The organism is Granulicatella balaenopterae, from assembly GCF_900111135.1.
In the GTDB taxonomy this organism is placed as follows: Bacteria; Bacillota; Bacilli; order Lactobacillales; family Aerococcaceae; genus Granulicatella; species Granulicatella balaenopterae.
Map to the genome: position 1 here is coordinate 18,603 of NZ_FOGF01000025.1, position 14,721 is coordinate 33,323.

13 protein-coding genes are annotated in these 14,721 nt (G+C 34.8%); 3 read left to right on the forward strand and 10 right to left on the reverse strand.

The window, feature by feature from the left end; all coding sequences use genetic code 11:
• Window positions 1–42: 42 nt before the first annotated feature.
• Both sdaAB and sdaAA read left to right on the forward strand, forming a co-directional pair.
• Entirely contained in the window at window positions 43–726 is a 684-nt protein-coding gene (gene sdaAB / locus BMX09_RS06510; protein ID WP_089746953.1) for an L-serine ammonia-lyase, iron-sulfur-dependent subunit beta, read from the forward strand.
• 25 nt (window positions 727–751) lie between these two features.
• Window positions 752–1,657 (forward strand): L-serine ammonia-lyase, iron-sulfur-dependent, subunit alpha, encoded by a 906-nt coding sequence (sdaAA, locus tag BMX09_RS06515; protein WP_089746955.1) that lies wholly within the window; start codon window positions 752–754, stop codon window positions 1,655–1,657.
• A gap of 45 nt (window positions 1,658–1,702) precedes the next feature.
• Here the strand turns inward: sdaAA and serS are convergent, their stop codons facing one another.
• From serS to BMX09_RS06535, 4 genes are all read right to left on the reverse strand, one after another.
• Window positions 1,703–2,983 carry a serine--tRNA ligase gene (gene serS / locus BMX09_RS06520; RefSeq protein WP_089746957.1) on the reverse strand — a complete coding sequence of 427 codons (1,281 nt, stop codon included), beginning with the start codon at window positions 2,981–2,983 and terminating at the stop codon, window positions 1,703–1,705.
• Window positions 2,984–3,368: 385 nt separating this feature from the next.
• Window positions 3,369–4,745 (reverse strand): serine hydrolase, encoded by a 1,377-nt coding sequence (locus BMX09_RS06525; RefSeq protein WP_089746959.1) that lies wholly within the window; start codon window positions 4,743–4,745, stop codon window positions 3,369–3,371.
• Window positions 4,746–4,908: 163 nt separating this feature from the next.
• A complete protein-coding gene (locus BMX09_RS06530) occupies window positions 4,909–6,117 on the reverse strand; it encodes a sensor histidine kinase (protein ID WP_089746961.1) in 1,209 nt (402 codons plus the stop codon).
• A complete protein-coding gene (locus BMX09_RS06535) occupies window positions 6,110–6,796 on the reverse strand; it encodes a response regulator transcription factor (RefSeq protein WP_089746963.1) in 687 nt (228 codons plus the stop codon). Before BMX09_RS06535 ends, BMX09_RS06530 begins: the two co-directional genes overlap by 8 nt.
• 212 nt (window positions 6,797–7,008) lie before the next feature.
• Here BMX09_RS06535 and guaB point away from each other — a divergent pair, with 212 nt between their 5' ends.
• Window positions 7,009–8,487: an IMP dehydrogenase gene (gene guaB, locus BMX09_RS06540; RefSeq protein ID WP_089746965.1), complete on the forward strand. Its 1,479-nt coding sequence runs from the start codon at window positions 7,009–7,011 to the stop codon at window positions 8,485–8,487.
• A gap of 77 nt (window positions 8,488–8,564) precedes the next feature.
• Here the strand turns inward: guaB and BMX09_RS06545 are convergent, their stop codons facing one another.
• From BMX09_RS06545 to BMX09_RS06565, 6 genes are all read right to left on the reverse strand, one after another.
• Window positions 8,565–10,445, reverse strand: a complete 1,881-nt coding sequence (locus tag BMX09_RS06545; protein WP_089746967.1) for a DUF2207 domain-containing protein — start codon at window positions 10,443–10,445, stop codon at window positions 8,565–8,567.
• A 218-nt stretch (window positions 10,446–10,663) separates the two neighbouring features.
• Window positions 10,664–11,347 (reverse strand): DUF1129 domain-containing protein, encoded by a 684-nt coding sequence (locus tag BMX09_RS06550; RefSeq protein ID WP_245711137.1) that lies wholly within the window; start codon window positions 11,345–11,347, stop codon window positions 10,664–10,666.
• Between the two features lie 38 nt (window positions 11,348–11,385).
• Complete coding sequence (gene ychF, locus BMX09_RS06555) at window positions 11,386–12,486, reverse strand: redox-regulated ATPase YchF (RefSeq protein ID WP_245711138.1); 1,101 nt, start codon at window positions 12,484–12,486, stop codon at window positions 11,386–11,388.
• A gap of 18 nt (window positions 12,487–12,504) precedes the next feature.
• Window positions 12,505–12,702 carry a DUF951 domain-containing protein gene (locus BMX09_RS10295; protein ID WP_281242681.1) on the reverse strand — a complete coding sequence of 66 codons (198 nt, stop codon included), beginning with the start codon at window positions 12,700–12,702 and terminating at the stop codon, window positions 12,505–12,507.
• A 17-nt stretch (window positions 12,703–12,719) separates the two neighbouring features.
• Window positions 12,720–13,637, reverse strand: a complete 918-nt coding sequence (locus tag BMX09_RS06560) for a ParB/RepB/Spo0J family partition protein (RefSeq protein ID WP_089746969.1) — start codon at window positions 13,635–13,637, stop codon at window positions 12,720–12,722.
• Window positions 13,630–14,391, reverse strand: a complete 762-nt coding sequence (locus BMX09_RS06565) for a ParA family protein (RefSeq protein WP_089746970.1) — start codon at window positions 14,389–14,391, stop codon at window positions 13,630–13,632. Before BMX09_RS06565 ends, BMX09_RS06560 begins: the two co-directional genes overlap by 8 nt.
• Window positions 14,392–14,721: the final 330 nt, after the last annotated feature.

Here is a 14,721-nt window from a genome sequence, read left to right on the forward strand (position 1 = left end):
GTTAGGATAGCTATGAATACTACTATAATAAGGGAGAAATTTATGGCTAAGAATAAAGTAAATAATTTTCGTAGTTGTTTTGATATTATTGGTCCAATTATGATTGGTCCTTCTAGTTCCCATACTGCCGGCGCTTTACAAATTGGTTTATTGGCACGTCGCTTATTCGGCAATACTCCAACTAAAGTTACCTGTGTCTATTATGAATCTTTTGCTGAAACGCATAAAGGCCATGGAACTGACTTTGCTATTATTGGTGGCGTATTAGGCTTGGCTACTAATGATGAGCGCGTGCCTCATTCAATTCAATTAGCTACAGATCTTGGCATTGAAATTGAATTTATTGAAAAAAGTAGTGCTAGTCCTGTAAATCACTCTAATACTGTTGATTTAACATTAAAGGATGATACGCATACCATTCGCTTAATCGGTATTTCAGTTGGCGGTGGTACTGTCGAAGTGAAATATATAAAAATCGAGGACTTATCAATTCATCTGCAAGGTCCTTTACCAATTATTTTAGAAAAATTACCGTTTAATACTCCTTCTAAGGTATTAAGTTTATTAGAAAAACATCAAATGCTTGTTAGTCACAAACAAATAATTAATGATGACGTAAAAAATGAAGTATTAATAATTTATGAATTACAATCATTATTTTCTCCACAATTCTTGGATGAGTTAAACTTACTTCAACAAAATGGATCACTTTATTTATTGTACTAATGGTCAGGAAAGGAATAACTCGTTTATGTATACATCTATCAAAGAAATTGTGTTGGCCAGTGAACAAACTGGTAAGGCTCTATCTGAATTAATGATTGAACAGGAAATGAACCTTACGAAAAAATCTCGTCAAGAAGTATGGCAGCAAATGGAAATTAATTTACAAACAATGAAACAAGCTATTAAACGTAGTACAGAAGGTCAAGGTGTCTTTTCGCCGACTGGCTTAACAGGTGGAGATGCGGTTAAAATGAAAGAGTATCGTGAAAAAGGAAAGTCTTTATCTGGTGATGCCGTATTGGCAGGCGTTCAATATGCCTTAGGAACCAATGAAGTAAATGCTTCTATGGGGATAATTTGCGCAACGCCAACTGCTGGCTCAAGCGGTACTTTACCTGGTGTTATTTTTTCTATTTCTGAGACTTTACATCTATCCCATGAAGCTCAAATCCGCTTTTTATTTACAGGTGCACTTTTTGGTTTAATTGTTGCTAATAATGCTATGATTGCTGGTGCGATGGGTGGGTGTCAAGCAGAAGTCGGTAGTGCAAGTGCCATGGCGGCAGCGGCTGCAGTTGAGGCTGCTGGTGGTACTGCTCAACAATCTTCTGAAGCTTTTTCAATTGCCTTAGGGAACTTACTCGGATTAGTATGTGATCCTGTGGCTGGTCTAGTGGAAGTCCCATGTGTTAAAAGAAATGCCATTGGTTCAGGTAATGCCTTAATTGCTGCTGATATGGCTCTTGCCGGAATTACCAATCAGATTCCTGCTGATGAAACAATCGAAGCTATGCGTTCTATCGGTAAACAAATGCCCCGTGAATTACGTGAAACCGGAATCGGTGGTACTGCTGGTACTCGCACTGGCTTAGCCATTAAAATGAAAATTTTTGGCAATGACGTCTCAATTAATCCTGAAGATACATATTAAAAAATGTTCATCCCAAGATGGGGTGAACATTTTTAAGTTTATTTATTATTTAGTAATTTTAGTAATGCCACCCATATATGGTACTAATACTTTAGGAATAATCACTGAACCATCAGCTTCTTGATAGTTTTCTAAAATTGCAGCTACAGTACGTCCAACTGCTAATCCTGAACCATTTAACGTGTGTACTAATTCGGTTTTACCAGTTTCTTCATTACGGAAACGGATTTTCGCGCGACGAGCTTGGAAATCAACACAGTTAGAACATGAACTAATTTCACGATATGTATCTTGTGCTGGAATCCATACTTCAACATCATATGTTTTAGTTGCTGAGAATCCCATATCTCCTGTACATAATACAATTGTACGGAATGGTAATTCTAAACCACGTAAGACATCTTCAGCATTATCTGTCATTTTTTCTAATTCATCAAATGATGTATCTGGAGTTGCAAATTTAACCATTTCAACTTTATTGAATTGATGTAAACGAATCAACCCACGTGTGTCACGACCTGCAGATCCTGCTTCAGAACGGAATGATGGACTTAAAGCTGTGAAGTAAATTGGTAATTCTGCTTCATCTAAAATTTCATTAGCATAGAAGTTTGTTAATGGTACTTCTGCTGTTGGAATTAATGTTAAACCACGTTCGTCATTCATTTGGAAGACATCTTCTTTAAATTTAGGGAATTGACCAGTACCAAACATCGCAATATCGTTCACTAAGTAAGGTGTAATCATTTCTGTATAGCCATGGTCTGTAATGTGCATATCTAACATATAGTTGTAAATAGCACGTTCTAAGCGAGCTCCTAGGCCTTTATAATATACAAAACGGCTACCTGATACTTTAGCTCCACGTTCAAAGTCTAAAATCCCTAAGTTTTCAGCTACTTCCCAGTGTGGTTTTGGTTCAAAATCGAATTCACGTGGAGTTCCTTCGCGGCGAACTTCAACATTATCATTTTCATCTGCTCCAACTGGTACATCACTTGCTGGTAAGTTTGGTAAGCGAGTTGCGATTTCAGTTACGCGTTCTTCAATAGCAATTAATTCTTGATCAATTGCTTTGATATCTTCCCCAACTTTTTTCATCGCAGCAATTTGTTCATCTGCATTTTCTTTATTGCGTTTTAGTGTCGCAATTTCAGCTGATACGCTATTACGTTCTTGTTTTAATTGTTCAGTTTGTGCAATTAATTCACGACGTTTCGCATCTAATTCTTTCACTTCTACAAGAGTTTCTTTTGCTACTCCTCGATTTCCTAATGCCTCAGCTATAGCATCAAAGTTTTCACGGAATTTCTTCATATCTAACATTTCATCCATCTCCTCTTTTATTAATTGATTTCTATCTAAAAAAAAAGCCACCCCATCCCTAAAGTCCAGACTCATCTAGACTTTTAGGGACGAAGAAGCTTGATAGTCGCTTTCATCGCGGTGCCACCCACATTCAATCTATCTCTACTTAGGTAACCTAAATAAGATATCTTTGCGCTTAATAGCGGTAACGGCAGCTCCGTATAACTTAGCCAATCACGATGATTGTTTTCGTTATAAGTCATCACAAATGCGGATTCTGCTTTTCTTTTTATCAGTTTCCACCAACCACTGACTCTCTATTAAAAAAGTTAAAACATACTATTCATTTGCCTAAGACATTATTCTAACACCATTGTAACCTTTTTTATCATAATGTCAATATTTAGTTTGTAGCTGGTTCTTCGCTTGGGTGGAAAAAGTTTTTAATACTATTGAAAATTCCACTAAAAAAGTCTTTGATGCTATCACGAATACCTGCAAAAAAAACTTTAATCTGACGCCATACTTTTGTTAAGTGGCCTACTTCTTCTACATCATAAGAAGCGACTACTGGTATAGTGTTATCTTTTTCTTGTAAATAACCTAAATCTTTTCCAGGAGTTGTAATTGTTACATAACCTAAATTCTCTCCTTTAGTAATTGGAGCTTGAATTTGGTTTTCTTCATTAACTCGTTCTGGATTTGGTGTAAACTCTACAATAATTTGATCTGGTGAAGCGCCTTTTGGTACTGCAGCATAATAATCACGGTCATAATCAAATGTAATCACTTGATCTTTGCCATCAACAACTGGATATGGTGTGATTTGTTGTGCAGAATCACCTTTTTTAATAAAAGGAATTGTTTCATAAGTTGTAAAGATATAATCTAATAAGCGACTGCTTTCTTCAAACCGCTTTAAAGGTGCTGATGAACCTACCACCACAGAAATCACAGAAGTATTATTTTGTATTGCGACAGCTGTTACTGATGCTCCAGATAAAGCGGAAGTCCCTGTTTTTAATCCGATAACATCATCACGTCCAAATAATAACCCTGGCAATAATAAATTGTAATTGCTCATTTTTGTTTCATCAACGGTTCCTGGTTGGAAAGTTTTCTTTTGAATGCTGGCTGTATCTAAAATTTCTGGATAATCAGTAATTAATCTTTGTGCTAAAATTGCTACTGAACGAGGTGACATACTATTTTCATCATCCTCACTCAAATTTTTGTTCTTTTGAATATTATAACGATATGGTAAACCAGATGGATTTACTAACCTAGCATCTGTAATCCCCATCGATTCAACCGTTTCTTGCATTTTTTGAACCCAAGCATCTTCACTACCACCTAAATAAATCCCAACAGCTGTAATAGCCGCATTTGCTGAATAAATGGAGATAGCTTCATATAAATCTTTTAAAGGATAACTAACATTCGCACGTAATGGTACATTTGATAGTTCATAATTAATACTCATTTTACTTAAAGCAGGGGATATTGGAATTTGTGTATCCCAAGTTACTTCACCATTATGAATCGCTTCTAAAATTAAATATTGGGTTACCATCTTACTCATTGAAGCAATCCCTAAAACCTCATCGATATTTTTCCCGTATAAAATCTTACCACTATTTTTTTCTACTACGATTGCACCTCGAGCATCTAAATTTTTAATTTCTGCAGCATCAACTGGAACAGTTACACTCATTACACTAACTAATGACATTGCTACAATGATTTTTTTTATATATTTATTTTTAATGATTTTTTTCATCGTATTCTCCTATTTATCTAATATAAGTTTCACTATCTATCCTATCGAAAAAATAGATAAAAAACAACACAAAATTGCTTACACACCCCTATTTAAGTGATATTTTTTATAAAAAAATCATTATGAAAATCTATTATCAACCAATAAATTTTCACAATGATTATCACTTAATGAAATAGTCAGTAGTTTCTTTTAATGCAGAATGATTTTCAGATGGCAAGAAAATGTAAAAACTCGTCTCATGTTCCACTGATTCAGCACGAATAACGCCACCATGCATATGAATAATATTCTCAGCAATAGCTAATCCTAACCCTGTTCCCCCAGTTTCTTTTGAGCGAGAACCTTCCGCACGATAAAAACGATAAAATAATTTGTTTAATACTTCTGTTGGAATTGTTGGTCCACTATTTTTAATCGCAATCGATACAATCCCATTTTCTTCTTTCGTTTCAATGGTAATGGCGGTTCCTTCTTCTCCATATTTAACCGCATTGGATAATAAATTACTAATAACACGAACCATTTTTTCAGCATCAATCTCTAAAACAATTGGCTTAGTAGAAGGTATCATCTCAATAGACATGTCTTTTTTTTGCACATCTAATTCAAAATCAGCCGCCACTTGTTCTAAAAAATTATTAATCGATACATCACTTAACCGCAGTGGAACCCCACCTGGCCGCATTGTTGTATATTCAAATAACTCATCCACTAATACCTTCATTTGTTGTGCTTTATTATAAGCAACAGTTGCATAATGTTTTGGTTCTTCTTCCAATTCATGTGGACCATTTGTAATTAACCCTAAATAGCCAATAATAGATGTTAGCGGTGTTCTTAAATCATGTGAGACATTAGTAATTAATTCATCTTTTGATTTTTCAATTTTACGCTCTTCTTCCATCGCACGATTAGTTGAATCTACTAAATGGTTAATACTCTCCACAACTTTCCCCATATCTCCATTTAACTGAAAAGGAATTCTTGCATATTGATCATTAGTCGCAATGCGATGTAATTCATCCAATACATGCGCTAACTGCATTTGACGATATCGACGAATCAAACGCCAAGAAGTAAAACCAAACGCAAAAATGACCGATACCGTATTATAAATCTTATAATAAAATAAAATATTGTCCGTTCTTAAATTCCAATATTCACGAAATAACAATTGATCATCTTCAATTTGTAAGGGATAATCTAATGTCTGATCCAAAATCCCTAGAATACCAATATAAATAATAAAGACCGCAAATAAAGTAACTGCCCCTTCTAAAAACAACTCACTATATTCTTTCGGGGTTAGACGTAACATGCCGTCTGGCGAGACATTATGTTTTCTAATTTTATTTCGCATTTTACGCATCAATCTTATACCCTACTCCCCAAACAGTTTCAATCACTTTATCACGTCCGGTAACTTCAGCAATTTTATCACGCAAATGACTCACATGTACCATAACTGTCTTCGTTGAAACCCCTGAATATTGATTCCAAACTTTTTCAAAAATTTCGTCCGCACTAAAGACACGCCCAGGATGACTAGCTAATAAATATAAAATTCCAAACTCTAAAACGGTTAATTGAATCTCTTTTCCATCAACAGTCATTACTTTATGCGCATTTTTTTGAATAATTAATGGTCCAACACGTAATTCTTCTGGACTCAACTCATGAGTAATGGAACTACGACGCAATAATGATTTAATACGCGCCACTACTTCTAAAGGATTAAATGGCTTAGTAACATAATCGTCCGCACCTGTTGTTAATCCTTGAATTTTATCCATATCTGTTGATTTAGCACTTAATAATAAAATTGGAATTTGCTTACCATCTTTACGTAACTCATTCACAACGGTAATACCATCCATTTTAGGCATCATAATATCTAAAATAACCGCATCAATATCCGGGTATTGATTAATTTTTTCTAATGCTTGTTTTCCATCAAAAGCTTTAACAATTTCAAATTTTTCATTTTTTAAATAAATTGTTAGTAATTCAACAATTTCACGATCATCATCTACAATTAATAGTTTCATCTGATTTCCTCCTATATTTAATTTCATTATCATTTTACCAAAGCGTTAAAAAATACGGTATAAAAAACAGCAAATCTTGAAAATTATTTAATAATTAAGAATGCTTTTTCACTTTTTGCTATTTTATTAATCTTTATCGTTCTTTTCCCTTGATTTTTAAAAAATACATGGTATGTTATTAGATAAAACATATATTTCTAGGAGGTTTTCTAATGTCAAAATGGGATACAAAATTCCAAAAAGAAGGATTTACATTTGATGATGTCTTAATGATTCCGGCTGAAAGTCACGTTTTACCAAATGATGCTGACTTACATGTCACATTAGCGGATAATATTCATTTAAATATTCCGGTATTAAGTGCTAGCATGGATACTGTTACAGACTCTAAAATGGCTATTGCAATGGCTCGCCAAGGTGGTTTAGGAGTTATTCACAAAAATATGTCTATCGAACAACAAGCAGAAGAAGTTCATAAAGTGAAACGTTCTGAAAGTGGTGTTATTATTAACCCATTCTTTTTAACTCCTGACCATTTGGTTCAAGATGCAGAAGATTTAATGTCTAAATACCGTATTAGCGGTGTACCAATTGTTGATAGTTTAGATAGTCGCTTTTTAGTAGGGATTTTAACAAACCGTGATTTACGTTTTATTTCAGATTATAATATCCCTATTTCAACTGTTATGACAAAAGAAAACTTAGTCACTGCACCAGTTGGAACATCGCTAAAAGAAGCTGAAGCTATTCTACAAGCAAATAAAATCGAAAAATTACCATTAATTGATGAACAAGGTTGTCTAGCTGGATTAATTACAATTAAAGATATTGAAAAAGTAATTGAATTTCCAAATGCCGCAAAAGACAAACACGGTCGATTATTAGTTGCCGCTGCTGTTGGAATTACAACGGATACCTTTGAACGTACGACTGCTTTATTAAAAGCTGGAGCTGATGCTATCGTTATTGATACTGCTCATGGTCATAGCGCAGGCGTTATCCGCAAAATTAAAGAAATTCGTGAAACATTCCCGAACGCTACTTTAATCGCTGGTAATGTTGCTACTGCAGAAGGTACACGTGCTTTATTTGAAGTAGGTGTTGATGTTGTTAAAGTTGGTATTGGGCCTGGTTCAATCTGTACAACACGTGTGGTTGCCGGTGTGGGTGTGCCTCAAATTACTGCTATTTATGATGCTGCAAGTGTTGCTCGTGAATTCGGTAAACCTATTATTGCTGATGGTGGTATTAAATATTCAGGAGATATCGCAAAAGCTTTAGCTGCTGGCGGACATGCGGTTATGTTAGGTAGTATGTTAGCTGGTACTGATGAATCTCCAGGTGAATTTGAAATTTTCCAAGGCCGTCGCTTTAAAACGTACCGTGGTATGGGGAGTTTAGCTGCTATGGATAATGGTTCAAGTGACCGTTACTTCCAAGCTAAAAATGAAGCCAATAAACGTGTTCCAGAAGGTATTGAAGGGCGTGTAGCTTATAAAGGTTCTGCTGCTGATATTATCTTCCAAATGATTGGTGGATTACGCTCAGGTATGGGCTATGTTGGCGCTCGCAACTTACAAGAATTACGCGAAAATACACAATTTGTGCGTATGTCAGGTGCTGGATTACGTGAATCTCACCCACATGATGTTCAAATTACTAAAGAAGCTCCAAACTATTCAATGTCATAAAAATAAAGGTTGGAATCATAATAATCTGATTCCAACCTTTATTTTTTTGCGCTACTATTCAATTTTGTGATTTTTAGTTAGAATCCGCCACCGCCAGATCCTCCACCAAAACCACCGCTCGAACCACTACTAAAGCCGCCACCAAAACCGCCTGAATTAGTTCCTGAATAATTCCCATTACTCGAGCTAGTTGGTGAGCTAAGCGTTTGAGCTTCTGATAAAGTCTTTGATACTAAGAGATATGTCGCCATTTGTTGGGCGGTGATTGCATCAACATTTTGGGCAATTTCCTCTTGATCGTAGATTGTCGGTAAAGTTTTTAACACTTCATCCGCTACTTTAAAAGAAATCGCATAAACTAATAATTCATTCCAAATGATAATAGATGGTACCTCAGCGCGATCTAACGAACTTATATCCTCCATCATTTGTTTTAAAGCATTCCATTGACGATAACGCCATTCTCCATCAATTGTCCGTTTAGGCTCACTAATATACTGCCACAACACTGCTACAATAGCTAGATTGATATTCACCAAAGTTGCTATACTCCCTAATACTATGCTCCCATTTACTAATAAATACAAGCCAAGTGTCGCACCCACAATAGTCACCAGAATCGCTACTATCTGTAAGAAAAATATTTTTAGTGGTGATTTTTTCTTTTCTTCATCAAGAACTGTTACAGTGCTAGCTTCTTCATCCACTTGATCTTCCCAATCAGCAAACCATTCACAATACGCTTTAGGGTGTTTAGTTGCATAATTTTTTATATCAGTAAACGTTACTTGATTATTTTCTCCGATTTGTTTAAATAAGCCCTCCACAAAAATTTCTTCAGATACAGATAAAGCATATGTTTTTTCGCTTAATGTCAATGTATACGGTTCCTCTTGGCTTAAATATAACACTTTACGACGAACTAAATCCATAATTGTTGCATGAACATCACTAGACGTTAACTCTTCTTGATAAACGGCTACTTGCATCACACTAGGGCTTAATTTTTCAGGTAATTCAAATACATGATCCGGTACAAAGGGAACTTGTTTTTCGAAGGCTTTTTTCAAGCGCATCATATGACCAATACAAAAAACTGCGCTAATCGCCATAATACCGATCGCTACTGTCATTATTTTTTCGATTTTAGCTACCATAATAGCTTTTTGACGCTCATGTTCTTCGGCTTGTGCTTTTCGTTTGGCTACCGCTTGTTTATCAGCTATAACACGCTCTTCTTCAGTTGCCACTAATTCTGTAAAAGCCTCTTTCTCAACTTGATTGGGATTAGCCGCTACTATACTCACCGGAAATAAGGCATGCGCTTCAACAAACTCTCCCGGCTCATTATGACTAACTAACCATTCTGCCATTTTATAATTCGGATTAATCTCCACCTTGCCAGTCGGATTGCCATGTCCCCAACAACGAAAACTCTCCTTAGCAGCTTCAACTGGTAATTCTAAAGTAAAACGAATACTATTTTGCTCAATTTCCCAAGCTTGTCCAACAACTTTCCGATTAAATTCAGCTATATCTTGATAACTCGTAATACATTCCGGAATCGTATATTCAAGTAAAATAGTCCGACTCTCATCTGATAATGGCGTAAAAATTTTGAAAGCTATTTGCTGATCTTCTTGCGTCATTTGATAAGTTTGATGATCACCCGATTGATTATTTTCTAAAGGTATAACCGTTCCGTCAACCACTTCACTAAGTTTAATATTTTTAGGCGCTACAATCCCCGTAATATCCAAATGATAAAACACACCATTATACTCACCATCTGCTTCAAAAACCATTTGCTCTTTAAAGTCGACATCCCCATTTTCTAAAACCTTAGCCGTAATATCATATTGTTCCACTATTAATTCCTTAGCACTTACCACTTCTTCACTAAAAATAAAAAGTGTCATTGTCATAACAATACTTAAAAATAACGACTTCTTTTTCATCTAATCACTCCTTTTAATAAAAAAAGCATTAACTACTACCAAAAAGGCAATAGCTAACGCTACTGATACTCCAACGGCTAAAGCTTATTGGGGTCTTATGGACAGACTTCTATACATACTCGAAAGCATCTCAGACTAATCTGTTACTATAAGACTTTCACTACCAATCCACCCTTAAAAGAATAGGATTTCCGCTATTTTCTTATAAACTTATCTTATTACATAATTGTTCCACGTACATCAAAAGTCTTTTTAAAATACCATTTACCTACTAATGAAACAATACCAATCATTAAATATGCTACTGGCGGCAACATGATATTAATGGATTGCGGTACAATTGCTTGTGAACCCATCACAACCATAATCCATGCCAACATTAAAATCGTACTTACCCCTAAATATTTCATATAGCCACGTTGGCCTTTAGGTTTAGAAAAATCTGGAATTACTTTCGTTAAAATTAATAACATCAAACCACCAACAAGGAAATTAATCAACAATGAAACTAAGCCCATTGAAGCTACTTGATTTGAATTTAAAAACATTGTAATACCTGACATTAATGAGAATAATCCACCCATAAATAATGCACCATCAACGAATATTTGCCAATCTGGAGATTTACCACCTACTGGCAATGTTGGTCCATCAAGAATAATCGCAACACGTTCAGTAACTGTTCCATATAATTGTCGAGCGGTTGAACCTGTTTTTTGTTTTTCTACAAGTTCTGCTAACATTTCGGCATATAATCTTTCACGTTGTTCTTCAGCATAATTAGCCGCAATTAACGAACGATCTAATTGAATCATATATTGCTCATTTTTCTTCGTTAACTTTTCTTTTAACTCACGATTATTTGCTTTTATTTCTTCTAACGTTAGTTTAGTTTCACTCACTTGTCATTCCTCCGATACCTATCTATATCTATCTTTTATTATACATTAAATTTGAATAACATGATATCGCCATCTTGTACGATATATTCTTTACCTTCTTGACGAACCTTCCCATGCTCTTTAGCTGCTTGCATATTTCCATATTCTAATAAATCATCATACGCAACTGTTTCCGCACGAATAAATCCACGTTCAAAATCAGAGTGAATAACACCCGCACACTGAGGAGCTTTCATACCTTTTTTGAAGGTCCACGCACGAACTTCTTGCACACCTGCTGTAAAGTAAGTTGCTAAGCCTAATAAACTATATGCTTTTTGAATTAAAATATCTAATCCTGAAGTTTGAATACCCATTTCTTCTAAGAATACTTGTTTTTCATCATCTTCTAATTCAGCTACTTCTTCTTCAACACGAGCACAAATCACAACAACTTCTGCGCCTTCTTCAGCGGCGAATTCTTGAACACGCTTAACATGATCATTTGTTCCACCATTCATAATATCTTCTTCTGAAATATTCGCAATATATAAAATCGGTTTAATTGATAATAAGAAGAATCCTTTTACTAGCGCTTGTTCATCTTCTGTAAATTCGATTGAACGAGCTGATTTACCATCTTCTAATACTGGTTTGATTTTTTCTAATAAAGCTAGTTCTGCTACAGCATCTTTATCTTTTGTTTTAGCGATTTTAGCTACACGGGTAATACGTTTTGTAACTGATTCTAAATCGGCTAATACTAATTCTAAGTTAATTGTTTCAATATCAGCAATTGGATCAATTTCGCCATGTACGTGAGTAATATTTTCATCTTCAAAACAACGTACAACGTGACAAATAGCATCTACTTCACGAATGTGGCTTAAGAATTTATTACCTAAACCTTCACCACGACTTGCACCTTTAACAATTCCTGCAATATCTGTAAATTCAAATGTTGTTGGAACTGTTTTTTTAGGTTCTACTAATTCTGTTAATTTTTCTAAACGTTCATCTGGAACTTCAACAATCCCTACATTGGGATCGATAGTAGCAAATGGATAATTCGCTGCTTCTACTCCTGCTTTTGTAATTGCGTTAAATAATGTTGATTTCCCAACGTTTGGTAATCCTACGATTCCTGCTGTTAATGCCATTTTTTCACTCTTCCTTATCTAATTTTGTTCCGCTTTAACGGTAATTTTTTTCATTTTTTTCTCAAATTCACGACGGGGCATTAAGACCATTTGGCCACAATGATTGCACCTAATGCGAATATCCATTCCCATACGAATAATTTCCCATGAGTTTGTTTGACAAGCATGTGGTTTCTTCATTTCTACCATATCATGTAATTCATATTCTTGTATCAAACTATTCCTCCCCTTTTTTAAAGATCATCATCGAATTTTATTTCTAAAACATCTAAAATCCGCGTTAAATCATTTTGTGATAAGTATTCAATTTCAATCTTACCTTTATCACCTTTTGGAGTAATTTGAACCGGTGTACCGAATTTATCCATTAATCGATCTTCTGATTCAACAATATATGGTGGTTTTATCACTTGTTTTTTATTCGTCTTCTTGCTAGTAACATTTGGTTCATTAATATTTTGAACCACTTCTTCTAATTGACGAACTGTCATCGATTCTGTTATACATTTATGCGCTATTTCTCGAATATAATCTATATTTTTCAAACCTAATAATGTACGAGCATGACCAACTGTTAATTGACCCTCTTGCAATAAATCTTGCACTTCCTTTGGTAAACTTAATAATCTTAAATAATTGGCAATATAAGGTCTACTTTTCCCTAGTCGTGTAGCTACTTGTTCTTGATTCAACGATAATGTATCCATCATCATCCGATATGCTAATGCTTCATCAATTGGCCTTAAATTCTCACGTTGTAAATTTTCAATCACTGCAATTTGAATCATAATTTCTTCTGAATAATCTCGAATAATACAGGGGATAGTTATTTTTTTTGCCAATTTTGACGCACGTAAGCGACGCTCACCAGCCACTAATTCATAGCCTTTAATTTTAGACTTTCTTACAATAATAGGTTGAAAAACACCATTCACAGCAATTGATTCCGCTAATTCTTTTAAAGATTTATCATCAAATTGTTTACGTGGTTGATAAGGATTCGGTCTGATATCATCTACTGAAATTTCAATAATGCTTTCTTTATCTCTATCAAATTGTTCCACTTCTTTTTCCACACAATCAAAATCCTTAAATGTTGTATTAAATAATGCCTCAATACCTCGACCTAAGCCTTTTTGATTTTTAGCCATTTGCTAACACTTCCTTTGCTAATTCAAGATAAACGGCCGCCCCACGTGATTTAGGATCATAATCAATAATTGATTGTCCATAACTTGGTGCTTCAGATAAACGAACATTTCTTGGGATAATGGTTTTATATACCTTCTCGCTAAAATATCTAATCACATCATCTTTTACCTCATTGCTTAAATTGGTTCGTGCATCAAACATCGTCAATAATACCCCCTCAATACGCAAATCATGATTAAAATGCTTCCGAACCATTGTGATCGTATTCATCAATTGTGACAAGCCTTCTAAAGCATAATACTCACACTGAACTGGAATTAATACTGTATCACTAGCCGTAAAAGCATTCATCGTTAAATGACCTAAAGACGGCGGACAATCAATCAGTATATAATCATAATCATCCTTTACTTTTTCAAGAGCATTCTTTAATCGCTGTTCCCGACGCTCCTCTTTCGTTAATTCAATCTCTGCACCTGCTAATTGAATAGTCGATGGTACAATCATTAAATTATCACGAGATGTTGGAACAATCACATCATTAAGCGGTATTTGGTTTACTAATACATCATAAATATCTAATGATAATTCCGACTTTTGCACACCTAAACCACTAGTGGCATTTCCTTGCGGATCACCATCAACAATCAACACTTTAGAACCAAGTAAAGCTAACGCTGCACTCAAACTAACTGTTGTAGTAGTTTTACCGACGCCACCTTTTTGGTTTGCTACCGAAATAATTCGTGCCATCATAGTTCCTCCATATTCACTATATTCATTAAAAAAAGAAAAGCGCATGCACTTTCCTTATACTGACGCATGTCTACAAAATGATTTTCATTTCTCGCTCATATATTTTTTTACTATTGCTAACACTCATTGTAACAAAAAATCTTTAAAATGAGTAGTTTTTTTCTAATTATCACAAAAAAGGTTCTCTAGAGAAGTCAAACATTTGTAACGCACCGACCTAATACACATTCATTTTTTTTGGTTGAATGGCTTGCTCTTTTAAATAAAGTCTTTTTTAGGTTGTCAAGCCGGAAAGCGTAGCGGGGCTTTACTACCTATACAAAAAGA